Genomic DNA, 26,456 nt, shown 5'->3' with positions numbered 1-26,456 from the left:
GGATGAGCCTCAGGGGGCAGCAGTCAGGGGTGTGTAGTACCTGAGCGCCCGCGGCCTGATGCTGAACTCCACGGCCCGGATGCCGGCGTGCACCTCGCCGTCGACCGCAAGGACCAAAGGAAGCCTGCCGCTTTCTACCCGTACCGTCGTCGCCTCACTCAGGTGTGTGATGCGCGAGCTTGCTACTGTTCCGGTCAGTACTGACCAGAGGAGCCGCAGCCGGGCAAAGGACTCGTCCGCTGTGATCATCCGGACGTCCAAAACGCCGTCGTCCATCAGTGGGCGGATGAGGGGCGCGTGGTCCCGTGGGTAGTAGCGGCCGCGGCCCAGGTACATGATCCACAGCTTGTGGCGCATCCCGTCCGCAATAAGGTAGGTGGGCCGCCCTGCCGCGAAGGTCCTGAGCATGGCGACCACCCCGGCCAGGGGTTTGCCAAGCGCAGGCTGCAGGTGTTCGCGGCGGCGCACCAAATTGGGGTAAACACCAATGCTGGCGGTGTTTAGCATCAGCAGTTCGAGCAGTTCGGGGTTGTCCGGGAGTCCCCGTTCGGCAACGGCAATGCCAACGTCGGCCAGAGCAGCTTCCCCGTTTGTGGCTGCATGGACGACGTCCCGCAACGAGCCGGTTCCTGCGTCCCGTGCGAAGTGGTTCAGTGTTCCGCCGGGCAGCACCAGCAGCGGGAGGGAATGTTCGACGGCGGCAGCAGCCACAGTGCCGACTGTGCCGTCGCCGCCCCATACACCCAGGGCAGCGATGCCGGGCGTACCCACAAGTTTGGCGACTGCTCCGGCGAGGTCCCCGCCTGACTGCACCGCTACTATATGCGCCTTGGGAAATACTTTGGCGAGGATTTCCACTGTTTCCGCTGAGTAGGATCCGCCCAAGGTGTTCACGACGATCCCCAGGCCCTCACCGCCGGGCAACGGTGGCGCCGCGGCAGGAGTGCGGGCCGTTTGCGGAATAGGAGGGCGGACCGGCCACCACTTGCGGGTGATGTAGGCCGCTCCGACTCCCAGCGCCGAGCCAAAGACCACGTCCGAGGGCCAGTGCGCTCCAATATGCACCCTCGAGTATGCGACGCCTGCGGCCAGCGGAATCAGACCCGCGCCCAGTGCCGGCTGGAGCATTGTAACTCCGGCGGCGAATGCGGCGGCCGATGCGGAATGCCCTGATGGCATCGATGAACTGCGCGGCTGCGGATGCACAAAGCGGAACACCGGCAGATGCTCCGGCAGTGGCCGTGCCCGGGGCAGCAAGGTCTTGAACACCGCGTTGGTGATGGACGAGGCCACAGCCTGGGCGATCAGGCCATGCACGGCGGCCCTGCGCGTCCTGCCGGGAACCAGCGCCATTCCGGCCGCGATGCCCATCCACAGCTTTCCGTGGTTGGCCGATGAGGAAAGCCTGCGGAAGAAGGCGTCGTGGTTGCCGTGCGGAAGCCGGGAAACCCGGCGAACCAGTTTGCGGTCCAGGCGGCTCAGGAAGGAGTTCCCACGCCCGGAGAAGTTACGGCCCATGGCTCAGCTTTGCTCATGGCGCGAGGCCAGGGGCTTCGCCGCACCAGCGAGGACCAGTGCCAGCAGGATTGGCGCCGTAATCGCCAGCAGGGCACGGTGGATTCCGGTGATGTCGCCGAGGTACCCCAGCAGGGGTGGGCCGGCCAGGAACGCGACGTATCCGATGGTGGAAACCACCGAAACGCGCCGGGCAGCGTGGACCGGATCGTCGGCGGCAGCGGACATACCCATGGGAAAGGCCAACGCGGCCCCGAGACCCCACAGCGCCACGCCGGCCGCTGCCAGCCACACGTTCCCGGCCAGGACGAACAGGGCCAGGCCGGCGGCCGCTGCGGCCATGCTGGCCCGCAGCACCGCCACTCTGCCATAACGGTCGATGTACCGCGCCCCGAAGAACCGCATGGCAGTCATGGCAAGCACGAACAAAGCAAACAGCAACGCACCGGTGGATTCGGAAGTACCCAGACCGTCGACTGCAGCCTTGGCAATCCAGTCGTTGCCGGCTCCCTCAGTCAATGTGGCACCCAGGACCACTACGCCGATCAGCAGGGTGCGGCCGTCACGCCAGGCCGAGCCGGAGTTGGTTTTTCCATCCTGTGGTCGCGGTGCGGGTGTGGGTACATGAGGGAGGAAATAGCGCGGGGTGATGAGGGTCAGCGCTGCCACGAGAACCACAATCACCAGCAGATGCAGCGGCAGTTCCACCCCGATGTGGGACAGCCCGGCGCCAATCATGGCCCCAAGGAACGCCCCGCCGCTGAAAGCCGCGTGGAACTGCGGCATGATGGTCCGCCTGAGGCGATGTTCGACGTCGGCCCCTTCAATGTTTTGCGCCACGTCCCACAGGCCGATCGCAATCCCAAAGAAGAAAAGGGAGATTGCGGTTCCCGGGATGGAGGTGGACTGCAGGGAGACGGCGATTCCCAACCCGGCGAGGGCAGCCAGCAGGCCGCTGGCCCGGACGGTGTTGGCCGTCCCGATCTTGCCCACCACCAGGCCGGCAGTGGGCAGTGCCAGCAAGGATCCGAGCGCTGTGCAGAGCAGCAGCGTTCCCATCTGGCCGGACGTGATCTGCAACGTCTCCGTGACTGCCGGGATGCGGGCGGCCCAGCTGGCGAATACCAGACCATTAGCGCCGAAGATGATGAAGGTTGCAATACCGGCAGCCCTGACGGAGGTGTCCGTTGTCGTGCTCATAGAATGACCGCTTCCAGTGCCTTGATGTTGGGAATCTTCCGCCTCACCCACCAAATGCTAGCCGGATCCCGGCTGGTTCCCGCAGCTAGACTGGCGCGTATCGCTGAGGAACTCTTCAAAGACGGCAAGGTTTCCGGCACAGGTGAGTACCTGGACGGCAAACGGCATGGCCGCTGGACGTTCTACTACCGCAACGGCGAGGTCAAGGCGGAGGTGGGATACCTCGGCGGCGAGCTCGACGGCCCCTGCGTCTGGTACCGCGAAGGCAGCGGGCTGCTGCAGAAGGGTCCTTTCCGGGACGGCGTCCAGGACGGCTTCTGGCAGCGCTGGCACAGCAGCGGTCAGCTCATGGATGAAGGAATGTACGACGCCGGCAAGAAGGTGGGCGAGTGGGTCACCTTCGCGGCAGATGGCTCCGAGAGTAAACGGAAGACGTTTAAGCCCTGACCCAACCGTCCTTTAGACAGATCTAGCGGACGCGCTCCACGCGCTTTTCATCCCAAACAGGTTCTGCCGACTCGTAGACCTTGCCGTCTGATCCGAACACCAGGAACCGGTCGAAGGTGCGGGCGAACCAACGGTCGTGGGTGACGGCCAGGACTGTTCCTTCGAAGTGGTCGATGGCACGTTCCAGGGCCTCCGCTGAATGCAGATCGAGGTTGTCGGTAGGCTCGTCGAGGAGCAGCAACGTGGCTCCGGAGAGCTGCAGCAGCAGGATCTGGAACCGCGCCTGCTGACCGCCGGACAGCGATTCGTACTTCTGCTCGGACTGGCCGGCAAGGCCATAGCCATCAAGTGCTCCGGCTGCGGCCTCGCGGCCCATGCCGGAACGGTGCTCATCGCCGCGGTGCAGGATGTCCAGCAGTGTCTTGCCCAGCAGGTCGGGGCGCACATGCGTCTGCGCAAAGAATCCCGGGCGGATCCGGGCGCCGAGCTTCACAGTGCCTTCGTGCGGCACGTCGGCGATGTCGACGTCGGAAACCGGAAGGTGCTCGCGTTCCGGATCCGTGCCTCCCGTGGCCAGCAGCCGGAGGAAGTGACTCTTGCCTGAACCATTGGAGCCGAGGACTCCTACACGGTCGCCAAACCAGACCTCGGTGGAGAACGGCTTCATCAGCCCTGTGAGCTCCAGCTTTTCGGCGACGATGGCCCGCTTCGCTGTCCGGCCGCCCTTGAGGCGCATCTTGACGTTCTGCTCGATCGGCAACGCTTCAGGTGGGCCAGCTTCCAGGAACTTCGCCAGCCGGGTCTGCGCCGCGTGGTAACGGTTGGCCATGTCGGAGCGGAATGCAGCCTTGTTCTTGTACATGTTGACGAGTTCCTTGAGCTTGATGTGCTCCTCGTCCCAGCGCTTGCGAAGCTCCTCGAAGCGGGCGTTGCGGTCCGCACGGGCGTCAACGTAGGAGGCGAACCCGCCGCCATGCACCCAGGCACCCGCGCCGTTGATGCCGGGCTCCAGGGTGACGATGCGGCCGGCAGCATTGTTCAGGAGTTCGCGGTCGTGGCTGATGAACAGCACGGTCTTCTTCGACTCGTTGAGCTTGCCCTCTAGCCAGCGTTTGCCGGGTACGTCCAGGTAGTTGTCCGGCTCGTCCAACAGCAGCAACTCATCGGGACCGGCGAACAAGGCTTCCAGGACCAGGCGCTTTTGCTCGCCGCCGGACAAGGTGGACGCACGCCGGTGCTGGGCCTTGTCGAAGGGCAGGCCCAGGGCAGCCATGCAGACTTCATCCCAGACGGTCTCCACGTCATAGCCGCCGGCATCTCCCCAGTCCACAATTGCCTGGGCATATGCCATCTGGCTGGGCTCGTCATCGTGCTCAAGCATGGCCAGCTCAGTCTCATCCACGGCCTTCGCGGCAGCTGCGAGGCCGGGCGGGGCTGCCGAAACCAGCAGGTCCCGGACGGTGGAATCGTCACGTACCTGGCCCACGAACTGGCGCATGATGCCCATGTTGCCCGACTTGCCCACCACGCCTTCGTCGGGGGACAGGTCCCCGGCGATGATGCGGAACAGCGTTGTCTTTCCTGTGCCGTTGGGTCCAATGAGGGCCGTTTTGGTGCCGTCCGGAACTTTGAAGGTCACTCCATTGAGGAGCTGAGTTCCGTCGGAGAGGAAGTAGTCAATGCCTGAGACGTCAATATGGGCCACCGGTCAATCCTCCCACGGCCTACCGGTCGGTGCGTGGCCAGCGCTGGGCTCAGCCGGCCGCAGTCAGGAACTGCTGCAGCAACGGGCCTGAAACTTCCGCGCCCAGCCCGCCCTCTTCGACGAACACAGCCACCGCGAGGTCACCGTGCACCGCCACAATCCAGGCATGCGTTTTGGGCGGATTCTCGCTGCCGAACTCAGCAGTACCCGTCTTTGCCCCCACCGGGGCACCGGGAACAGCGGACAGGAATCCGGCATGGCCGGAGGTCACCACTGCGCGCATCATGTCACCAAGGACTGCCGCTTCCTCAGCCGTGATGGGCGTGCCCGATGAAGCGGCCGGCGCCTCTGGAGTGACCGACGAGGAAGGCGAAGGAGCCGACGGCGACGCCGACCCGGTGATTGCGTCGCTCGTGGCGTCGGGGGATTCTCCGTCGTCGGGGTTCAGAACCAGCTGTGGTGACACTGGCGCGCCCTTGGCCACCGAACCGGCCATGATGGCGGCTGCAAGCGGCGACATCAGCACTTTTCCCTGGCCAATCATCGACGCGGCATGCTCGGTGCCATTGGCTTCACCGGGGACGGAGCCCAGGAATGCCGACGCGCCCAGCAGCGGGGCCTCCACTGCCACGCCCATGGACACGGCCGCGGCTTCAAGCTGCGCCTGCGTGACCTGGTCCCGCGCGGCGATAAAGGCCGTGTTACAGGAGTGGGCGAAAGCATCGCGCAGCGTGACCTCGCCAATGGACGATTCCGGGTAGCCGGGCGCGTTGCGGAAAGTGCGGCCGTCGACGCTGATGGTGGGCGTGCACTGGACGGTGGAATCGGCAGTCATCCCGTTGCGGATCATGGCCAGGGAATCCACCATCTTGAAGGTGGATCCAGGCGCATACTGGCCCAGCATGGCCGTGTTGTAGCCGTTGCTGCCCGGGCCAGAGGCGGCGGCCAGAACGGCTCCGGTGGAAGGCCGCAGCGCCACAATGGCGGAAGCCGGGCCGACGCCGGCCAAGGTGTCCTCGGCGAGCTGCTGGAGGAACAGGTCCAGGGTGGTCTTGAGTGTGATGCCCGGCGTGGGAGGAGCTTCGAAGAAGATCTTGGTGCCCGGCGAACCTGTACCGTCGGCCGGTGCGGGTACCTCGGCAACAACCTGCACGCCATCCTTGCCGCGCAGTTGGGAATCATACTGCTGCTGCAGGCCGCCTGTTCCTGTGCTGTCGCCCTCTTGCAAGGCCCCGTTGGACTTTTCAATCTGTTCGGCATTTGCCAGCCCTACGGTGCCGAGCAAGGCCCGGGCAAAGGTCCGCGTGGGGGCCAGTGCCATAGTGTCCTGCACCGCGACGGCACCGGCAATGGCCTGGATCTTTTCAGCAGTGATCTCGGGAGTGTAATCGCGCAGGACGATCCCCTCCACGAAGGCTTCGGGGCCGGAAGCAGCGATCTGCTGGGCATAGGCGTCAGGGTCCAGGCCCAAGAGGGCCGCCAGCGCCCGCGCCGAAGCGTCCCTTTGCCCCTCCGGAACCTTCGTCTTGTCCAGGCCCACGCGGAGTACTGGACGCTCCTGCACAATCGGGGCGTCGGCCGCACCCAGGATCTGACCGCGTGGCGCTTCCATACTCCGCAGGCTGAGTTTTTCACCGTCCTCCAGCCGCGGCGCCAACAGCCCGGGGCTCCATCGGACGGCCCAGTCATCGCCGGACTTGTTCAGTTCCGCCTGGGAACTGTACTCCCACTTGGTTCCGCCGAAGTCCCACGTGAAGTTCATCGGCACCGTGGCAGCCGAGCCGTCCAGGGTCAGATCGCCTGCCTGCACAGCTGGCTTGACGTCCCCCAAACCCGCGAACGTTTCCTTGAGCTGTTCGTTGGCAGCGGCAGCATCCATGCCTTCAAGGGCCAGCGAACCGACATCCAGCGAGGACAACGAGGACGCGAGCTCATTCGCCGCAGCCTCCGCACCTCCCCGGCCGTCATCGCAGGCAGCGAGCGGCGCAGCGAGCATGAAAGTGATAAGGCCCATGACAATTTTTTTTGTTTTCCCCACCCGCGCCATTATGCCCTGACCCACGGACAACATCGCAGCTGTGAGGAAATGCACGACAAACGGCAGGCTGATCCTGGGGAGCCGAAATGCCGCGCTTACCGGCAAAGACCTGCCTAACGTGACGCGCGGTTACATAGCCAGTTCCGGCACCTCGACGCCGAAAACATCGCGTAGCGCCTGGCGGGCCGCGAAGTAACCAGGCATCCCGGTGACTCCCGGGCCGGGCGGCACCGATGAAGAACACAAGTACATGCCCGGCAGGGGAGTACGCCACGGAACAGGGGATACCACCGGCCGGCGGACCAATCCAAGGAGATCCATGGCGCCGGAGCTAAAGTCTCCACCCACGTAGTTGCTGTTGTACTCCGATAGCTGCACCGCGGTGGTCACCTGGTAACCCACAATCAGGTCCCGGAACCCCGGGGCAAACCGCTCCAGCTGTGAGATGACCGCCTGGGACATGTCCACGGATGACCCCTGCGGCACATGGCAGTAGGTCCAAAGTATGTGCCTGCCGGCAGGCGCCCGGCCGGCGTCGAACCGTGACGGCTGGGCTACCAGGACATAGGGCCTCTCAGGATGGCGGCCTGCGGCCACTTCATTCTCTGCCGCGGCCATCGCCGATCGTGAGCCGCCAACGTGGACGGTGCCGGCGTCGACCAGCTCCCCGGCGGTCCAGGGCACCGGACCGGAGAGGATGAAATCCACCTTGCACGAGCCATTCCCATAGCGGAACGTATCCAGGGCACGTCGGTACCGGGAAGGAAGGGAATCCCCGGCGAAGCCGCTGAATCCGGCGGGTGCAACGTCCAGGAGCACTACCCGCGCGGGAGGCAACTCCTTAAGGGCATGAATGTCCCGTCCGGTATGAATGATGCCGCCATGGGCTATGACGTCGGCCGCCATGGCGTCTGCAATGGCCTGCGAACCGCCTCGGGGGATGGGCCATCCGCCAGTATGGGCAAGCGTTGCCAGCATCAGCCCGGCCCCCGTGGCTGCGAGTGAAGGCTGCCTGCCCACGGCATGTGCGGCTGCACCGGTTATCAGGGCAGGCGCGGCTTTGCCCCGGAAGCGGGCGCCCCAAAGCGGCGATCCCTGCTCCAGCGTCCGCAACCCGAACAGCGCTGCAGCGAACGGGTCCCGCGGCAGGCGCAACAGCTGGTTCTGCGTCAGGTCCATTACCCCGTCCACCCTTCGCACCAAGGGTGCGAACAGCCGTGAATAGGCGGCGCCATCAGGGCCAAGGGCTTCGACAGTCCTGTCCAGGGAACGGTACGCCAGCGCAGCAGTGCCGTCATCCAGCGGTGAGCCGTAGGACAGGTCCGGCACTGCAAAGGGCACACGCCGGGTCAGCTCGAACTGCCGGAAGAACGGCGACGCGAGGGACATGGGGTGGACTGCGGAGCAGACGTCGTACACGTGGCCTGGTTCCAGCAACTCCTTGGTCCGCGTTCCGCCACCCACCGTGCCGGCGGCTTCAAAGACCTCCACCTGCAGCCCGGCCCGGGCCATGACCACGGCAGCCGCCAGGCCGTTAGGCCCTGCTCCGACCACAACGGCGTCAGTCATCGAAGAATCCGGAAACGATCCGGAGCGTTCTCGAACGGCCCGCCTTGGGGGTCATCCATTCCGTGCCGGCGAACGGGGTCGTGGCCGGGATCGTAAATCTCCTGCACCACGCGGGCCATCAGGTAGGCCGTGGCCACCATATGCGCCCCGACGGCCAGCACGTAATACGGCATATCCAGGTTGTTCTGCTGGGGGCCGTTGCTGGTGGTCTGCGCCAGGTAGAGCCAGATGGCCGCCCAATGCAGGCCCTCGATACCCTGCCACACCAGGAAGTCCCGCCACTTCGGCCTGGCCAACGCCAATAGGGGAATCAGCCACAGGACAAATTGGGGCGAATAGACCTTGTTGCTCAGGATGAATGCGGCCACGATCAGGAAGGCGAGCTGCGCCAGCCGCGGCCGCCGTGGTGCCGTCAGCGCCACTGCAGCAATAAGGGCACAGGCAACGACGAACATCCACAGGGCCAGATTGTTGATGGTGCCGGGCTCCAGGGCAGGCCAGCCGGCCCTGCCGGCAATCAGGTTATAGGCGAACCAGGGGGAGCTGAATCCGGCAGGCCGGTCCTGGCTGAACTGGAAAAAGTAGGACCAACCGCTGGGATTGGCTAAGGCAAACGGCAGGTTGACAACCAGCCAGGTGACTAACGCGGAGGCGCCTGTGACCAGCAGTGGCGCATAGCGCGCCGTGCGCACGGCCAGCAACAGAATGGCTCCGAAAATCAGGACAGGGTACAGCTTTGTGGAGATGCCCAGGCCAATCAATACGCCGGCCAGGACCAGTCGTTCCCGGGAGAAGAAGTACATGCCCAGCGCGAGCAGCGCCACGGCCCACATGTCCCAGTTGATCAGGCCGGCCAGCACAATTCCGGGAGCCAAGGCCACCATGGCAGCGTCCCAGGGCCTGCGCCGGGCCATCCGCGCTGTGGCAATGACCGTCACGATCCACACGGCAATCACCAGGGTGGCGTTGACGTCGAAGTAGGCCAGAATCCGGTCATCCGGGACAGCCGCTTCCGCGGATGCGCGCGATGCACCGGGAATCAGCAGGGCAGTCGCGCCGGCGATAAGCCCGATCAGGACCGGGTACTCGAAGTTGGTTCCGGGAGTGAAGAACGGCAATTTTCCTTCGGCCAATCCCTTGCTCCGAAACAGTTCGGGGAAATCGGAATAGCAGGTGGTGTAGAACTGCGCAGGAGTGTCCCATCCATTGGCCCGGCAATACCCCTTCAGCACCACGCTGAGCAGAGCTGCCGCCAGGGTGAACAGGATCAGTACCCGTTCAACGCTGAAAACACCTGGCGACACCACGCCAGGCGCCGAGTGCCGGCCCAGGGGGCCGCCCGCCACTTCGGTAAATTTCCGCAGGAAGAGGTCGCTGCGGCTTGGCACCACCAGCCGACCGCGCTGCCGCTGCTGGGACTGCCCTGTGTGCTGCATGCTGTTGAGCATACCGGCGTCAGCCCGCTGGGAACCCTGACGGGCCTTTAAAAGGGGGGAGCCCACGCGTAGCCGCGTGGGCTCCCAAGGGGTCAGTTCCGATGTGAACCATCAGGGCCTCCTTCGGTGTTACATCCGGTCCGCTGCGAACAGAGGGGTCCCGATATCAGCGGATACCGCTGACGTGCTGGTGCATCAACACGTAGACGTACTCGCGATGCTGTTCCAGCCGGTCCCGGTCAAAGCGGTGGAAGTCGTCCCGCCGGGGACGGACGACGTCGGACATCAGCTTCCTGATCTTCTTCACCATGGTGTTACCTCCTTTCGAGGGGTCGGGTAATGCATTCGCCGCGAATGTGCGGAGAAATCTGGCATGACAATTAGAGCCATTAGGGAATGCTGATAATGGCAATAAATAGGCAAGGGAATGCCCGGTGATTAATGTGGTGAATTCGCAATGGCGAAGATGGTTCCCTGACGGGTGTGCGAACGCAGGACCCAACTGAAAGCTGGTTCCGAACTGTGAGTGCTGCGTAAGCGCAGTGTCAGTCCCGGGATGGTCCTAGGGCGATGCCCGGCGAGGGCTACCCTACGGCTAGTGGGTCAACCGGCAAGAAGCCGGGAATTCCTTAGCCTTCGGAGCAAAAATTCCAGGAGTAATGGCGCGCGTGGGCAGCAGAGGCCGGGGTGCGAACGATGGTCATCTTCCATCCGCTAGTCAAAGTAATCATTTCTCCCAACCTCCTTTTCCGTTCTGCCAATATCTCAGCTGACTGGCTGGATAATGCGCGCCTATGGCCCCGGCAGGATGCTCTGGGGTCATAAAGTAAATTACCCTATGTTGCGGCCGCTGACCAGCCAATTCACAGTAATTCGCAAAAAAGTTTGAAAAAAACTTTTTTATAGACCCCATCGGACGATTGCCGGCGTCCTTTTATCCCAGCCAAGAGTGCAGACCTTGGCCGTGCCCAGGATGAAGTGCCGGCCCTCCACGGGCTCCAATTCGAGCCAGCGGGCGGTCAGGATGCGGGAGAAATGACCGTGCGCCACTATCAGCACATTGTCCAACCCGGATTCCAGCACGCGGGCAATGATCTTGTCCGCCCGCGCCGCAACGTCCTCCAGTGCTTCACCGTTCGGAACCCCGTGGGTCCAGATGAGGTAGTCAGGGTTGTCTTTGCGGATCAGGTCCGAGCTGATGCCCTCGTAATCGCCGTAGTTCCACTCGACCGCCAGCGGTTCGCGCTGGGCATCAGGAAATCCTGCAAGTTCAGCGGTGCGCCGGGCACGGCGCAGCGGCGACGTCAACACAAGGTCGAAATCGATCCCATCCAGGACCCGGCGGGCTTCAACGGCCTGCTGCTCGCCTTCCACGGTCAGCGGCAGGTCTGTGAGGCCGGTGTACTGGCCGCTCTTGGACCATTCAGTCTCGCCGTGGCGCAGGATCCACAGCTGGGGACGGGCGATGCTGGCCGGATCTGTCACTTTGACTCCTTCTCAGCGGAATGTTCGACGGCGGACGGATCAGCAGACTCGGGTTGTTCCTGCCACCATGCCAGAAGCCGGGACTCGGCGTCTTCGGGATGGAGCGGCCCGTGTTCCATCCGGAGCTCCAACAAGTACTTATAGGCACGGCCCACCACAGGACCGGGCTTCAGCCCCAGCAGCGCCATGATCCGGCCGCCGTCCAGATCCGGGCGCACGGCCTCCAGGGACTCCCGTTCGCGGAGTTCAGCGATGCGCGCCTCAAGGTCGTCATAGGCAAAGGATAAGCGCTCCGCCTTTTTCTGGTTGCGGGTGGTCACGTCTGATCTGGTGAGCCGGTGCAGTCGCTCCAGCAACGGGCCTGCATCCGTTACGTAGCGTCGGACGGCAGAGTCACTCCAGCCGGCCTCCCCGTAGCCGTAGAAGCGCATATGGAGCTCCACCAGTCGCGCCACAGCCTTGATGGTGTCGTTGTCGAAGCGAAGGGCCTTCATCCGCTTTGCGGTGAGTTTTGATCCCACCATGTCGTGATGACGGAAGGACACCGCACCGCCCGGTTCATAGCGGCGCGTAGCCGGCTTTCCGACGTCGTGCATCAGTGCGGCGAAGCGCAGCACGAAGTCCGGGCGGGGCACGGCACCTTCTGCATCCGTTTCCAAAGCGGCAGCCTGCTCGAGGACCTGGAGGGAATGCTGGTAGACGTCCTTGTGCCGGTGGTGCTCATCGGATTCGAGGCGCAACGCGGAAACCTCGGGCAGCACAATATCTGCCAGCCCGGTCTCGACCAGGAGGTCAACGCCGATCTTTGGCTGGGCTCCGCAGATCAGCTTGGTCATTTCGTCGCGGACGCGCTCGGCGGAAATGATGCTGATCCGGCCGGCCATGTCCGTCATAGCCTGCTTGACGTCCTCACGTACTGAAACGCCAAGCTGGGAGGCGAAGCGGGCGGCCCGCATCATGCGCAGCGGGTCATCGGAGAAAGAATCCTCAGGCGCGCCCGGTGTGGACAGCAACGATGCATGGAGGTCGCGGACACCGCCGTACGGATCCACCAACTCCAGGGACGGCAGCCGAAGGGCCATGGCGTTGATGGTGAAGTCGCGGCGCTGCAGATCGTCCTGCAGCGAAGAGCCGAACGCCACCACGGGTTTGCGCGATTCGGGGTCGTAGGCTTCGGCCCGGTATGTGGTGATTTCGATCTGGAACCCGGCCTTGCGCATGCCGATGGTTCCAAAGGCCCGGCCGATCTCCCAGTAGGCGTCCGCCCACTTCTTGATAAGCGCTAGGGTCTGGTCCGGCGTCGCATCCGTGGTGAAGTCAAGATCCGGCGAAGCGCGGCCCAGGAACAGATCGCGGACGGGCCCGCCTACCAAAGAGAGTTCGTGGCCGGCGTCGACAAAGCGCTGCCCGAGTTCCAGGACCACCGGGTCCACCTGGAAGGCAACGGTCTGTTGATCTGACTTGTGATGTGCATGCGCCATAGTTACTTAAGCTTGGCAGAAAGAACGGGCCATGAACGCCAGGATTGCCCGCGGATCCGGGGAAGGACCTGGAAGCCGGGGGTTGACGGCGTCGCTCGCCGTCCATCTGGAGGTCATGTTCCGGTCATCATCACCGGGCAAGAGTAGTTAGAGTGGACTTCATGGCACATCCCGTACCGAGCGCTCCCGGCAGGAGGACAAATCCACCATTGCCGTCGGCAATTGGTGCCCACGTTGCGCCTGCCCAGCCCTCGGCCGCGGCTCAGCTGCCAACGGTTGAGGAAGTTTCCGCCGGCGGCGTCGTTGTGGATACTTCCGACGACGTCCTGCGGGTTGCGATCATTGCGCGCCTTAACCGGGGTGGCCGCCTCGAGTGGTGCCTGCCGAAGGGCCATCCAGAAGGCCGGGAGAACAACGAAGAGGCGGCAGTCCGTGAGATCGCCGAGGAAACCGGTATTAACGGCCGCATCCTTGCCCCGCTCGGGAGCATCGATTACTGGTTCACGGTCAGCGGCCACCGCGTCCACAAGACGGTCCACCATTATCTGCTGCAGGCCACCGGTGGCGAGCTGACCATTGAAAACGATCCCGATCACGAGGCCGTGGACGTCGCTTGGGTGCCCATTGCCGAACTTGCCCGGAAACTTTCTTTCCCCAATGAGCGCCGCATTGCAGACCTTGCCAAGGATGTCCTGCCGGAGCACCTCTAGCCGGGATTCCCTGCTGGAAGAGGATGTCCTCAAATACGGCTCTCGCAGCCGCGGTGCGAAGATTCACGCTTTCGGGTGAGACGATAAAGCAGATGCCAAGCAACTTTGCCGCCCGCAATTCCGGGGCCCAGGAACCAGTACCAGCCGATCAGCAACCGGACGATCAGCTGGCCAACGCGCTGCCCACGCAGTCCAGCGAAACACGTTCCAGCGCCATCATGGCCGCTGGAACGCTCGTATCCAGGCTGCTTGGTTTCGCGAAGACATGGATGCTGGCCGCCGCCCTGGGCCTGGGTTCCACAGTCAATGACACCTTCATCAACGCCAACAACCTGCCTAACCTGATCTTCCTGCTGGTGGCCGGCGGTGCCTTCAATGCCGTCCTGGTTCCGCAGATCATCAAGGCCAGCAGGGCACCGGACAAGGGCGCGGACTACATCAGCCGCCTGCTGACGCTTGCCGTCCTGGTGTTGTTGGCACTGACGGCTCTGGTGACGCTCCTGGCGCCCTACGTCATTGACGCCACGACGCAGGGATACTCACCGCAGCAGAAGGCCCTGGCGGTTACCTTTGCCTTCTGGTGCCTCCCGCAGATTTTCTTCTACGGCCTCTACGCGCTGCTGACCCAGATCCTTAATGCCAACGGCGCCTTTGGCCCTGCGATGTGGGCGCCCATTCTGAACAACCTGGTGGCGATCTCCGGGCTGGGCATGTTCATCTGGATTTTTGGATCCAACGTTGCCAACCCCCATACCTTGGACAACTGGGGTCCCAGCCAGACCTTCATGGTGGCGGGCTTCTCCACCATCGGCGTCGTAGCGCAAACGGCCATCCTGCTCATTCCGGTTATCCGGCTGAAGCTGCACCTGCGCCCGCGGTTCGGCTGGCGCGGGGTAGGTCTGGGACAGGCGGCGCGATTGGGCGTCTGGACGCTGCTGTCCACTGTTGTTGGCCAAGCCGCTTTCCTGTATGTCATGCGGATAGCCACCATTCCCGGCGCAGAACGAGTTCGTCTGGATAACGCAGGGGAGGCCCAGCCCAGGATTCCCGGCAACGCTGTGTTGGAGGTCGCCAGCCAGCTTTACCTGCTGCCGCACTCAGTCATCGCACTGTCCCTGGCAACCGTACTCTTCAACCGCATGACCCACGCCGCCCAGGAAGGCAGCCGGAACCGGCTTCGGGAAGCATTGTCACACGGCCTGCGGACCATGGCCGTTGCTACCGTCTTTGGTGCCATGGCGCTCTTTGCCCTGGCGGGCCCGCTGGGGATGTTCTTCTCCGGCGGGGTCAGGGGCGACGGCGTAATGCTCGCCCAGACCCTGACCATCCTGGCGCTCAGTACTCCGTTCCTCAGCGCCAACTTCATGATGTCCCGGGTCTTTTACGCCCACGAGGACGCCAAGACTCCGTTCTACGTGCAGCTGCTGCTGGCCGTTCTGTACCTGGTGGGCGCGTTCGCCATCCAGTTCCTGCCCCCGGAACAGATCATCTATGCCCTTGCCGGCCTGTACACCGTCGGAAACATCATGTCCGTGGTCATCAGCGCCGTCTTCCTTCGCAGGTTGCTGGGCCACTTGGACGGCCCCCGGATCGGCAACTCCTATATCCGGATGGGCTATGCGGCCCTCGGCTCGGCTGTGGTGGGCATCCCGGTACTGTGGCTGCTGGGCACCTACGACCCCAACGGTTTTGCTTGGAGCTCAAGCCTGGCCGCGTTGGTGACGCTCGCCGTCGCCGGGCCTGTCATGCTCATGGCATACCTCTTCCTCCTGAAGCTCCTCCGGGTATCTGAACTCAGTGACCTGCTCCGGCCGCTGCTGGGCAGGATGGGACGCGGCGGGGACGCTCCCGCTGATGACGGACGGCAGGGTCCGACGCCGGAACACACCACCGTCTCCGCTGACACCGGACTGATTCCCCGTATTTCCGGTGAGTTCGATACCGGTTCGTTCCGGGCTGCCCGCGTGCATATTCCGCAGCAGCCCGACCAGTCGGTCCAGCATGGCCCCGATGCCGCGGATGACGCCGTCGGTCTTCACCAGCCTCTGGAAGAAGGGGAGGGAGAATCTGCTGGCCAGCGGTACGACACTGGGCTTGGCGAGCATCCCCTTCCTGGACGCAGGACCTACCAGGGCCCTGCCGGGACGAACCCGCACTTCCCTTCCTTTGAGCGGGAAGAATAACCGATACAACGCCGGTTGTCCCGTCGATTCAGGCCTGTTGCCAGCCTTTCAGCTAGGATCGAAGGGGTAAAAGGTAGCTGCAGACGAATGATTGTCGGCCTGCCGAAGGGCCTTTGCACGGCGGCGGAATGATCCGCGCCGGCAATTCCCGGACAGTCTAGGAGGAACACGTGTCCCAGCCGATCGATGTTGGATCAGTACTTGGTGGCCGTTACAAGGTCACAGCCACGGTATTGACCTCGCACGACCAGGATCTGGTGCTCGATGGAGTCGACCAGGTGCTCAACCGGCCTGTCAGCATCCTCGTTGCGGGACCCTCCAACGGCGACCAAGTGGCCTCAAGTGCGCGCGAAGTAGCCACCGGCGAGCGTCCTGGCGGCGTTCAAGTGCTTGACCTTGGCGTCAGCGAAGAAGCTACCTACCTGATCACCAACCACACCTCCGCTGCTGAACTGCTGGATCTCCTGGTTGCCCCCAACCCGCCCTACGTTGAGCCGTTCTTCACGGACACCTTGGGCAGCGAGATTTTCGGCCAGCCGCGTTCCAACGAACCGGAAGAGGACCACGACGCCGAGGCCGAACCTGCCGGCTACATCCGGTACGACGACTCCCACCCCAGCCAAGTGAGCCCGTACCAGACAGCGGGGGCGTCCGTGCCGCCGCGTCCGGCAACCCGGCCGGCCTCGCCCATTCCCTCGCCCGCTTCCTCGGATGCCAGGGAGAATGTGGCTCCCACTCCTGGAACTCCTGCTTTTGGCGTTGCTGCTGCCGGCGCTGCTGCAGCCTCCTCTTCATCTTCCGGGCGCGAGGAGCCTGCCCCCAAGGTCTCACTGTGGTCCGAGGATGACTACTCCTACGACCAGGCCGATGAGGATTATGCGGGCGAACCTGATCGGGACGATCGCCGGGGCGGCGCATCCCCGGTCCTCGCCCACACCGCAGGCGCGGGAGCGGGAACTGGTGCCGGAGGCGCCTCCGCAGGACCGATCGTCGCCGAATATGACGACGACGCTGACGATAACGGCAAGGAGCCACGCTCCCTGCGCTGGCTCGTCGGCGGTTTGCTCGCCGCCGTGCTGATTGCGGGCCTGGTGTTTGCCCTGACCAACCTCGGGTCGCTGTTCCCGTCGACTCCGGCGGCAAACCAACCCACCCAAGCCACCACTGCCCCTGAAACTTCCACAGCAGAACCGAGTCCTACTGATGCTGCGCCGGCCCCCGTGACGCCGGTGATTGAAAGTATCACCCGCCAGGGCGCATTCGACTTTGCCTCGACCTACGACGCTGACCTGGTGAAGGCATACGACGGTAACCCTGCCAGCTTCTGGTCGAACATGGAGTTCGCCACGGAAAACTGGGGAGGATTGGTTTCCGGCGGCGTTCCATTGGTTATCAAGCTCCAGGAACCGTCCACCGTGTCTTCAATTACTCTCAGCCAGCTCGGCGCGTCAGGAGGCCGGATCAGCGTCCTCACCAACGATCGGCCGTCACTGGAGGGGGCCAAGCAGGTGGGCACCAACAGCTTCACCTCCACCGATCTCACGATGCCGCTGACCGAGCCGGTGACTGCTCAGTACGTGATCGTGCAACTTGATACCCTGCCGCGCCTCGCGGTGCCCAAGACGATGTACAACTACGGCCTGCGTCTGGCCGAGGTCAGGGTTCAGTAGGGCTGCGGGTCTCAACCTCAGGTAGCGGGGCCGCTGGGTGCCGTCCGCCAGACGGTACCCTGTTAAGGCGTCCTGCGGCCGGCACCCCGGTTTTTCCCGGCGTCCGGCGACGGACACTTCCGAAGTATGGCGCGTCACTACCACTGCTGGAATATTCAGCAAATGGAATCAGTTGTGCAATGAGCCGGCAGTGATACGCGGGCGCATCAACCAAGGAAGAGGTTCACCGTTAAGTGAGCAACGCAGAAAACACCGCGTCAGACGTACGTGATGTCATCATCGTCGGTTCTGGCCCGGCAGGTTACACGGCAGCAGTTTATACCGCGCGAGCCAACCTCAGGCCGCTGCTCCTGGCTGGATCCGTGACCGCGGGCGGTGAGTTGATGAACACTACCGATGTCGAGAACTACCCTGGCTTCCCAGACGGCATCATGGGCCCGGACCTCATGGAGAACTTCGAAAAGCAGGCCTCCCGCTTCGGGACGGAAATCCAGTTTGAGGACGTAACCTCTTTGGATCTCGACGGCGACATCAAGACTGTCACCATCGCCACCGGTGAATCCTTCCGCGCCCGCGCAGTTATTCTTTCTACCGGATCCGCTTACCGTGAGTTGGGCCTTCCCAACGAGAAGCGTCTTTCCGGCCACGGCGTTAGCTGGTGTGCAACCTGCGACGGTTTCTTTTTCAAGGACCAGGACATTGCGGTCATTGGTGGCGGTGACTCCGCCATGGAAGAGGCCCTGTTCCTCACCAAATTCGCGAAGTCCGTCACAGTAGTGCACCGTCGCGATACGCTGCGTGCATCCAAGATCATGGCAGACCGCGCACTTGCCCACGAGAAGATCAATTTTCTCTGGAACAGTGCAGTCGAAGACATCATCGGCGCAGACAAGGTCACCGCCCTGAAACTCAAGAACCTGGTTGATGGAACCGAATCAGAACTGGCCGTGAGCGGAGTGTTCGTGGCAATCGGCAACGATCCCCGCACTGACCTCATCAAGGGCGTCCTGGACCTGACCCCGGAAGGCACCATCGCTGTGGAAGGCCGCAGCTCGCGGACCAGCCTTCCGGGTGTCTTCGCAGCCGGCGATGTCGTGGACCCCACGTACCGCCAGGCCATCACTGCCTCAGGTTCCGGCTGTGTTGCGGCGATCGACGTCGAACACTACCTGGCCAGCCTCCACTCCTGAACAGCCGTACACACCACCTAGAAAGCGAGAATGCACATGAGCAATGCAAAAGAAGTAACTGACGCCAGCTTTGGGGCCGATGTCCTTTCGGCCGACAAACCGGTCATCGTAGACTTCTGGGCAGAATGGTGCGGTCCGTGCCGCAAGCTGGGTCCCATTCTGGACGAGATCTCCGTGGAGTACAGCGAGAAGGTCAACGTCGTCAAGGTTAACGTTGACGACAATCCGGCTATCGCTGCCCAGTACGGGATCACCTCGATTCCTGCGGTGTACCTCTTTGAAGGCGGCGAAGTGAAGAACACCGTAATCGGCGCCAAGCCTAAGCAGTTCTTCGAAAAGGAATTTGCAGACGTTCTGTCCTAGCTCTTGTCCATCGACTAAGCAGGTTACCCCCTCGGAGGGTAACCTGCTTTTTCGTTGCCTAGCCAGCCGTTTCTAGTTGAGGCTGACCGACTTTTCTTGCGTGGAGAAACCGGAAGAGCGTGATCGTGAACGGGGCCTGCAGAGGCGGCTGTCCGAACCGAGTTCCGAATGGAGTGTTTCACGTGAAACATCGGCGTTCGAGCAGCTGTTATCGTCCTCCGAAAAACCTGTTGGTTGCCTAGCGAGTTGCTGGCACGGCCTGAGGGAGTCGCGTTGTGGGCTGTAAAACGATGCTCCGTGGACTTTCGGCCGCGCGGCAACGCGGTATGCGACGGGGAAGCGTACCTGCAGCCCGGACGCTCTTGCGACTCCAGTGTTTATCTTCGGTCGGGTCCATCGCCGGGACCTCGTTTGGCGCGATCAGATGGTTCAGCCGGGCTCCCGGCGTAGTCCGGGCTCATGTACTTTACACCCAACATGGGATCTCCATGAGATCCCATCACAGCTAGATGGGGACAACGTGGTCAGCGGAATAGATTCTCCACCCAGAGACGAGCCGAACCCGACAGCCCATGCCGGCTCAGTTATCGTGACGTACAACTGGCATTAGCGTCGAGGTTTCACGTGAAACACAGGTTCCGCGGAGCGTACCTTCAATGGGAAAACGGCGATCGATGATGGTACACGGGGCTAGGTCCCAGCTCCGATCTGCGAGCTCCCACGAAATGGGAACCGAATTACTGAACATGCGGTTATGAGTTTAGCTATTGGAGTCTTGAAGCCGCTCCGCTGAAAGTCCAAAGCCCGTCGTAGAACTGTCCCTGTTGCCCAAACAGTATGCGCATACGGCACGGGGATTCATTCCTTAGCACCTTCAGAACGCGGGGCTATTGTCCTGCTGATTCTGGAACTGCCGCCGGCGCTTCTTCTACCCCTGCGGCATGCAGGTGTTTCACGTGAAACACCTGCTCCTCGCAGGCTTGGTTGGGGATGTCCCAGTTAGCGGGAGACAGCAATGGTCCCTTACGAAGGGTACCGTCCTGGCATTAGTCGGTCGTAAACCGGATGCGTAGCGTTAGTATCCCTTGGCTTTATCCGAAAAAGAATCCAGGAGGTCTTGAAAGACAGCAGTTCAAGAGGAGCCGGCAGAGGTGATCACCGCGATCGGGATCCGCTCATCGCCTCAAGGCAGCCCGGCGCGACAGCCCTTGCCCCAGCAGTGCAGACGAACCGTCCTAACCCGTTAGGGCGCAGACCCCTGGCCGCCGTCCTGCGCAGAATCCGAAGCACGGGTGCACTTCCCGGTCATTTCACACTCCCACGGTGCCTCCGAGGTGGCTGACGTTCCACGAAGGCTCACAAGGCCACACGCGCAAGACGGGCACGAGCCGAACCATCCGAGCCTACGAGGCCAGCGGCTCACCACAAAGGTGCTCACCTAACCAGCGGCTCACCACAAAGGTGCTCACATTCCCGGGCAGTGCAGACCTGCGGCCGCTGTACGACCACGCTGCCGCATCCCTCTATCACGCTGGCAGCCAGACTGTTCGGGCAGCAGCTCACCCGGTGCACCCCCTGCGGCAAAGCAACCTAGCCGGTGCAAGACCTCGGCCACCCCACCTGGCACCACCGCGTCAACCAACGTGCAGGTGCTCAGCCATGTCACCTGTAGAACAGGCCCGCGGACCGTCGCTGGTTTCGGCGGCCCTCCGTCGTCGGCCTGTACGCCGGCCCAGGTCCCGCACACAAATCCCTCCATGACTTACACCACCGAGTGCGTTTCCCTTGCCGGCCTGGCTTCCCTTCCATGGGAGCAGGGGAGTTGAATTGCTGCCCATCATGCCCGATGCCCGCATGTAGACCTTGCTTGGGAGATCAGGTTCCGCTCAGCAGCCTGCACCCCAGCGGCCCGAACCCCAGCATCGGGTCCCTTAGTCGCAATGACCCTAGAGACGCCGCTGGCCTGGCCGCGATAGCAGACGGAAGCAGATCCGCCTCAGGTGCAGGCACGTCATGAACAGCATGGCGGTCTGCCGAAACTCCCGATCACCATGCAGTGCAACTTCACGTTCACGTCAGGGCATTAGCCCCCGACGTCTTGGACGTGTCCGTGACCTGACAACCAAAGCAATAAATGCCGGTTCGTCCGCCCGCTCCCGGGAACGACTAAGTATCGTCCAAGCCTGGGGATGGAACGCCGGCACTGACCCTGCGCTGCGACAGTCCGTGATCCGTTCGAAGGACATGGGGAGCGATTGTCATGCTTTTTGATCGGAGGTAGAACTGCAACACCGCGAATCCAGCCACAATTCAGGGCGGCTGGGCTCAACTCTCTGCCCACCATACGCTGCGGATATCCACACTGTTTTCCACAGTAGATACCCACAGGCTTGTGGATTGCTGTGGAAAACAAGCGGCCAGGAAGCGGTCATTTGGGCCGAGCCGAAAGGGTTCGCCTATCCTGATCCCCAATTCCGCTGTATCCGTCACCTTGTGAAACATCGCATTGTTTCGCCCGGGCGCACCGATAACAGGCGTTGTTGACCGGTTTTTCGCCCAGGATGGGGTTCCAAGGCGCAACTCGCCACCGCCCAGGCTCCTACCGATTGACGGACAGGGATGTTTCACGTGAAACAGCATTGGGCGCTAGGCGGATCCGACGACGTGACCGCACAATATTTGGCGCTTCGGGCGGCGCCGGCTGTGGATAACAGTGGTCACCTCCGAACAGTCATCCACATCGTTATCCACAGGCTAATACGCGGCTACTCTCGTGGTTTCCCTCCGCCCCAGGACCATTGCGAAGCTTCAGGGTCACAGCCTCGCGCGACCGCGAGCTGTCGACGCAGGCCACAGACTGGGCGGGGCCCCGGACTTCAACTGTGGGCTTGTCAGGACGCCGGACGTCGGGTGCTCTTTTAGGACGCTGGTTCCAGCCCACCACTCACCGTGCATTAGCTACAGTTCGGTGGGACTCGCGAGGCTGAGGGATCACGTGAGCGGTTCATTGCGTTTTCCTGGAGGCATCGATGCTACTGCGTACTCTGCTCCCTGACCGACCACATCGCCGATGGCCCCTAACCCCAACCAGCAGGACGGAGTTCTCCGCGACGGTGATCGGGAGAGCCGGGGGTACCACAGGGACTGCGCCAGACGGAAGTTCTGCATCAGTATGCCTTCCGCACACCTACTGTAGGTCAGGGCAATCGATCTCACGCCACGTGCCCTTGGAGGTCGACCAGTGTCCGGCTTCCAATCCGAAGGCCGGGGTGCGCGTGGGTTCTCTAAGATCTAGGACTGGACGCACGAAAAACCCGGAAGGGCCGCTCAGGGTCCGGTACCGAACAACGAAACCGTGCCCCGACCAGTGGTTCTCTAGAGCAACAGCGTTGGGCCATCGGGCATACGATGTGTTAAAAGGGACCTACCCTCGCCCTCTGATCTCTGATCTCTGGGAAGCGAGTAGCACTGCATGTTTCACGTGAAACATGCAGCACCTGTCCCCGACAGGACCGAGGTCTGCCTCGTTTTCCAGCGGAAAGCGACGCTCCTTATCTCTGTACGCTGATCCGACCCTCCCTCGACCCCCGACCTCGTTCCAGCCCATATAGCGGAATGTTGGATATACAGGTCCCTGCCGGAAGGGGGCGCTGGTTGTCGGATTCACTTCGTCACGTCTTCACACATGTCGGTGGCCTGGGCTGTCGACGTGGGAGTTGCGACGACCAGGCAACCCGGGCATCACGTTGATGGACAGGAAGGGCTTCAAGACGGCAACCCAGCAGCACCATCGGTGACTGGGCCATCCCGCCTGAACACAACAATACGAAAAGAAGAACCCGACCTCCGTGATAACGCTTGGATGCGATGGCACAGGGAGAAGTTCCTGGATGTGTCGCCTTGGTCCCACGACGACGAACCACCTCTTCATTGAACCCTGCACATTGGCTTCAACCCTCCACAGGAGGCAGGAGACCGGTCCCTGCGACGGGAGTGCGTTTGGCTAACTGCGCGGTTTACCTCGGCACACGGGTCATCAGAACGTCATTGCGGACACGAGGGAGCGGGTCCGTCCATCCCGGATTTAACCAGGTTCTTAGAAGACATTGGGCACCCTAGGCACGCGGCCCGACTGCAGCTCTGAGCTCGCACTGAACCCCAAGCCACACGGAATCGAACTTGGCCAGTATTAATTCAGGAGGAGGCCCAGCCGTCAGCGGTAAATGCCAGCAATTCACGCCGAAGAGCGGGTGGGCCCGATCCAGTGCTCTTCAGGTGCGTCCGCGTCCTCAGACGGACCACGGACGGAGGGACCCGGCGATCCGCATAGACAAAAAAGAGGCACTGTTTCACGTGAAACAGTGCCTCTTAACAAGGAGGGTCTAAGTGTCCGCCCCGGGTGCAAGGACGTCCATAATACGGTTTAGGTCTTCAACACTCGCGAACTCGATACTGACACGCCCTTTTCGGACACCAAGTGAAATTTTTACGTTGGTATCTAAACGATCAGACAGCGAGGAAGCCAGGTAGTCCAAGCGCTCATGCCGAGCACCTGGGCGAGGAACGTTGTTTTTCGCGGGCTTGGCTGGATCCTGATACATGGAGACAGCTTCTTCGGTGGCCCGAACAGACATTCCCTCGGCGACAATGCGCTGTGCCAAGCGTTCCATCGCAGCAGCGTCCGGAAGAGACAGCAGGGCTCGCGCATGACCCGCAGACAGGACGCCGGCTGCAACCCGGCGCTGCACCAGGGCAGGGAGCCTGAGCAGCCGGAGGGTGTTGGACACCTGAGGCCGGGAACGGCCCAACTTGTCCGCCAACTGTTCGTGGGTGGTTCCGAAGTCTTCGAGAAGTTGCTGGTACGCAGCCGCCTCTTCGAGAGGATTCAGCTGGCTGCGGTGCAGGTTTTCCAGAAGCGCATCGCGGAGAAGGTCATCATCCGTTGTGTCCCGGATGATGGCGGGGATGGTTGCGAGACCAGCCGCTTGTACAGCCCTCCACCTACGCTCACCCATGACCAGCTCATAGGGTTCTCCATCGTCTTCGGTTGAAGTACGAACAACAATTGGCTGGAGGACCCCAATTTCGCGAACCGAGTGCACCAGTTCTGCCATGTCGTCCTCATCGAAGACCGAACGGGGCTGTTTGCGGTTGGGATGAATATCGGTGACAGAGATTTCTGCGAACCTGGCGCCGGGAACCTCCACCAGTTCGGGACCGCCAGGTGAAGGCGCGGGGCTGGGCTCTGCCGCAACGGCGGACACAGAATCCCCGGCAGGGACGGTGGCGTCCGCTGAGTCATCCTTGGACGTGGTCTTCTTCGCAGGGGTCTTCTTCGCGGGAGTCTTCCTGCCTCCACCGGCAGAACCGGCAGAACCGGGGGAAACGGCCGGGGCCGCCGTCACTTTTACGTCTTCGGCGGGAGCCTCATTGAGGTCCTCCACCGGTGCAGTGGTGGCGGTGCGCTGCCGGCTCTCCGGAAAGAACAGATCCACTGGACGCGATGGCGATGCACCATTGCTTGCGCTCCCCGCTGCAGCGGAACTCGGAATGAGTGCTCCCAGGCCGCGGCCCAGACCACGTCGCTTTTCACTCATGGATAATTCCCTCCAGTGGATCAGCCCGGCGTGGCCCGGCCTCAGTTGATGCGAGTCTTTCGATTCTAACGTTCGGCAATTTCAGCAGCAGCTTCGAGGTAGGAGAGGGCACCGCTCGACGAAGGGTCGTAGGTCATAACCGTCTGCTGGTAGCTGGGCGCCTCTGAGATACGAACGGAGCGTGGAACCACAGCGCCCAACACCTGTTCGGGAAAGTGCTCGCGAACCTCAGCTGCCACTTGGGCGGCCAGGTTGGTGCGGCCATCGTACATGGTGAGCAGAATAGTGGAGACCACCAGGTCTGCGTTCAGGTGCTTCTGGATCATCTCGATGTTCTTCAACAACTGGCTAAGTCCCTCAAGGGCGTAGTACTCGCACTGAATCGGGATCAGCACTTCGCCGGCGGCACAGAAGGCATTGACGGTGAGCAACCCCAGGCTGGGCGGGCAGTCGATAAAGATATAGTCCAGCGCCGGTTCGCCGTTGGCCTCCCGTGTTTTTGCATACACGTCAATGGCCCTGCGTAACCGCTGCTCGCGTGCAACGAGGGAGACCAACTCAATCTCGGCACCGGCCAGGTGGATGGTCGCCGGAGCACAGATCAGATTGGCGATGTCCGGACACGGCGCCACAACATCGGCGAGGGGGAAATCGTTGATGAGGACGTCATAAATGCTGTCCACGTCCGCGTGGTGCTCCACGCCCAGTGCAGTAGAGGCATTGCCCTGGGGATCAATATCAATTACCAGCACGTTCAGCCCGGCGCTGGCCAGCGCTGCCGCGATGTTGACGGTGGTGGTGGTCTTGCCGACTCCGCCTTTTTGGTTGGAAACCGTAAAGACCCTGGTCTTGGCCGGCTTGGGCAGCCGGCGCCCGGCCAGGCGTTCGCGGCGCTTGTTCTCATGAGCCAGTTCGCGGGCGATGGGGCTGGAATCATCCATCGCGTCCATCACGTTGCTCTTACCGTTTACCGGTTCACGTGAAACGGAAGGCATATTTTGGCTCCCTGCAACTGATTGTGGTTTCGAGGAGGGAACCGGCGGAGCAGAGAACGCTCGTGCTGAGCCCAGGGACACAAACGGAGGGATCCGCTGCGTGGCCGGTTCACTGCTACTCACTTCACACTCTCACTCTCGTTGGCCTTGCTGCCGTTATCTAGCCTATCTGCTTCACCATAATCCGGAGGGGTGCCATCCCCGGTCAGGCGGATTTTCGCGACTTGTCGACAACGATCCTGACCACCGTGGTGGGCTCCTCCAGAAGATCCGCTCCCACCGTAACGACCGAGGTTTCCCGGCCGCCCATTCGCCGGATGACTTTGGCTGCCTTCTCAATCTCTTCACCGGCACTGCGTCCCTTGATGGCCACCACCAACCCCTTCCCTCCCAGAAGGGGAATGGTCAGTCCAGCCAAATTAGTCAGCGCAGAAACAGCCCGGGCAGTCACAACATCCGCCACAACGGTGCCGACGGCGAGCTCCGCACGGGACCGCATGACCGTCACATTGCCCAGCTCCAGATCATCCACCACTTCCTGCAGCCAGATGACGCGGCGCTCCAGCGGCTCGATGAGTGTCAACTCAAGGTCAGGACGGGCAATCGCCAAGCAGAGCCCGGGCAGGCCAGCACCGCTTCCGACGTCGGCCACGTGGCTTCCGTGCGCAATCTCGCTTTCGATCACAGCGCAGTTGAGCACATGCCGGCTCCAGAGGCGGGGGATCTCACGAGGACCAATAAGTCCGCGTTCGGTACCCGAAGTAGCCAGGTGCTCCACATAGCGCTTGGCAAGGTCCAGCCTGCTGCCAAAAATCTTCTCGGCCGCCGCCAGCTCTGCTGGGGTGATGTCAACCATGGTTACCGGCTCCTGC

General features: G+C 62.5%; 18 protein-coding genes. 6 read left to right on the top strand and 12 right to left on the bottom strand.

The features are described from left to right. Nucleotides 1-9: 9 nt before the first annotated feature. Complete coding sequence (locus AC50X5_RS09650) at nt 10-1,518, bottom strand: bifunctional phosphatase PAP2/diacylglycerol kinase family protein (RefSeq protein WP_494975854.1); 1,509 nt, start codon at nt 1,516-1,518, stop codon at nt 10-12. Nucleotides 1,519-1,521: 3 nt separating this feature from the next. Beyond that, a complete protein-coding gene (locus AC50X5_RS09645; protein ID WP_494975853.1) occupies nt 1,522-2,715 on the bottom strand; it encodes an MFS transporter in 1,194 nt (397 codons plus the stop codon). 3 nt (nt 2,716-2,718) lie between these two features. On the opposite strand from AC50X5_RS09645, the gene AC50X5_RS09640 reads away from it, so the two are divergent. Next, the gene (locus AC50X5_RS09640; RefSeq protein ID WP_494975852.1) at nt 2,719-3,162 is read left to right on the top strand and encodes a toxin-antitoxin system YwqK family antitoxin; all 444 of its coding nucleotides are present in this window, start codon (nt 2,719-2,721) and stop codon (nt 3,160-3,162) included. A 22-nt stretch (nt 3,163-3,184) separates the two neighbouring features. Here the strand turns inward: AC50X5_RS09640 and AC50X5_RS09635 are convergent, their stop codons facing one another. The 7 genes from AC50X5_RS09635 to AC50X5_RS09605 form a co-directional block, all read right to left on the bottom strand. Continuing rightward, entirely contained in the window at nt 3,185-4,867 is a 1,683-nt protein-coding gene (locus AC50X5_RS09635; RefSeq protein WP_494975851.1) for an ABC-F family ATP-binding cassette domain-containing protein, read from the bottom strand. A gap of 49 nt (nt 4,868-4,916) precedes the next feature. Further along, entirely contained in the window at nt 4,917-6,881 is a 1,965-nt protein-coding gene (locus AC50X5_RS09630) for a penicillin-binding transpeptidase domain-containing protein (RefSeq protein ID WP_494975850.1), read from the bottom strand. 153 nt (nt 6,882-7,034) lie between these two features. Then, nucleotides 7,035-8,474, bottom strand: a complete 1,440-nt coding sequence (locus AC50X5_RS09625; RefSeq protein ID WP_494975849.1) for a phytoene desaturase family protein — start codon at nt 8,472-8,474, stop codon at nt 7,035-7,037. After that, a complete protein-coding gene (locus tag AC50X5_RS09620) occupies nt 8,471-9,910 on the bottom strand; it encodes a glycosyltransferase family 87 protein (RefSeq protein WP_494975848.1) in 1,440 nt (479 codons plus the stop codon). The genes AC50X5_RS09625 and AC50X5_RS09620 overlap by 4 nt, the downstream gene beginning before the upstream one ends. A 166-nt stretch (nt 9,911-10,076) precedes the next feature. Continuing rightward, the gene (locus AC50X5_RS09615) at nt 10,077-10,220 is read right to left on the bottom strand and encodes a hypothetical protein (RefSeq protein WP_494975847.1); all 144 of its coding nucleotides are present in this window, start codon (nt 10,218-10,220) and stop codon (nt 10,077-10,079) included. Nucleotides 10,221-10,810: 590 nt separating this feature from the next. After that, entirely contained in the window at nt 10,811-11,395 is a 585-nt protein-coding gene (locus AC50X5_RS09610) for a histidine phosphatase family protein (RefSeq protein ID WP_494975846.1), read from the bottom strand. Next, nucleotides 11,392-12,876: a CCA tRNA nucleotidyltransferase gene (locus AC50X5_RS09605; RefSeq protein ID WP_494975845.1), complete on the bottom strand. Its 1,485-nt coding sequence runs from the start codon at nt 12,874-12,876 to the stop codon at nt 11,392-11,394. The genes AC50X5_RS09610 and AC50X5_RS09605 overlap by 4 nt, the downstream gene beginning before the upstream one ends. 161 nt (nt 12,877-13,037) lie before the next feature. Here AC50X5_RS09605 and AC50X5_RS09600 point away from each other — a divergent pair, with 161 nt between their 5' ends. The 5 genes from AC50X5_RS09600 (at nt 13,038) to trxA (ending at nt 18,992) form a co-directional block, all read left to right on the top strand. After that, entirely contained in the window at nt 13,038-13,586 is a 549-nt protein-coding gene (locus tag AC50X5_RS09600; RefSeq protein WP_494975844.1) for an NUDIX hydrolase, read from the top strand. A 92-nt stretch (nt 13,587-13,678) separates the two neighbouring features. After that, entirely contained in the window at nt 13,679-15,769 is a 2,091-nt protein-coding gene (murJ, locus tag AC50X5_RS09595; RefSeq protein ID WP_494975843.1) for a murein biosynthesis integral membrane protein MurJ, read from the top strand. Nucleotides 15,770-15,939: 170 nt separating this feature from the next. Then, entirely contained in the window at nt 15,940-17,439 is a 1,500-nt protein-coding gene (locus tag AC50X5_RS09590; protein ID WP_494975842.1) for an ABC transporter substrate-binding protein, read from the top strand. 233 nt (nt 17,440-17,672) lie between these two features. Next, entirely contained in the window at nt 17,673-18,629 is a 957-nt protein-coding gene (gene trxB / locus AC50X5_RS09585; RefSeq protein ID WP_494975841.1) for a thioredoxin-disulfide reductase, read from the top strand. Between the two features lie 36 nt (nt 18,630-18,665). Further along, nucleotides 18,666-18,992 carry a thioredoxin gene (trxA, locus tag AC50X5_RS09580; RefSeq protein ID WP_463935875.1) on the top strand — a complete coding sequence of 109 codons (327 nt, stop codon included), beginning with the start codon at nt 18,666-18,668 and terminating at the stop codon, nt 18,990-18,992. 4,382 nt (nt 18,993-23,374) lie between these two features. On the opposite strand, the gene AC50X5_RS09575 is transcribed toward trxA, so the two are convergent. The 3 genes from AC50X5_RS09575 to rsmG all read right to left on the bottom strand — a co-directional run bounded on the left by AC50X5_RS09575 (nt 23,375) and on the right by rsmG (nt 26,440). Next, nucleotides 23,375-24,589, bottom strand: a complete 1,215-nt coding sequence (locus AC50X5_RS09575) for a ParB/RepB/Spo0J family partition protein (protein ID WP_494975840.1) — start codon at nt 24,587-24,589, stop codon at nt 23,375-23,377. A 65-nt stretch (nt 24,590-24,654) separates the two neighbouring features. Then, complete coding sequence (locus AC50X5_RS09570) at nt 24,655-25,707, bottom strand: ParA family protein (protein ID WP_494975839.1); 1,053 nt, start codon at nt 25,705-25,707, stop codon at nt 24,655-24,657. An 82-nt stretch (nt 25,708-25,789) separates the two neighbouring features. Next, nucleotides 25,790-26,440: a 16S rRNA (guanine(527)-N(7))-methyltransferase RsmG gene (rsmG, locus tag AC50X5_RS09565; RefSeq protein ID WP_494975838.1), complete on the bottom strand. Its 651-nt coding sequence runs from the start codon at nt 26,438-26,440 to the stop codon at nt 25,790-25,792. Between the last annotated feature and the right edge of the window lie 16 nt (nt 26,441-26,456).

It is taken from the genome of Pseudarthrobacter sp. MDT1-40-2, from assembly GCF_059383595.1.
This window is presented reverse-complemented; position numbering and strand designations above follow the sequence as displayed.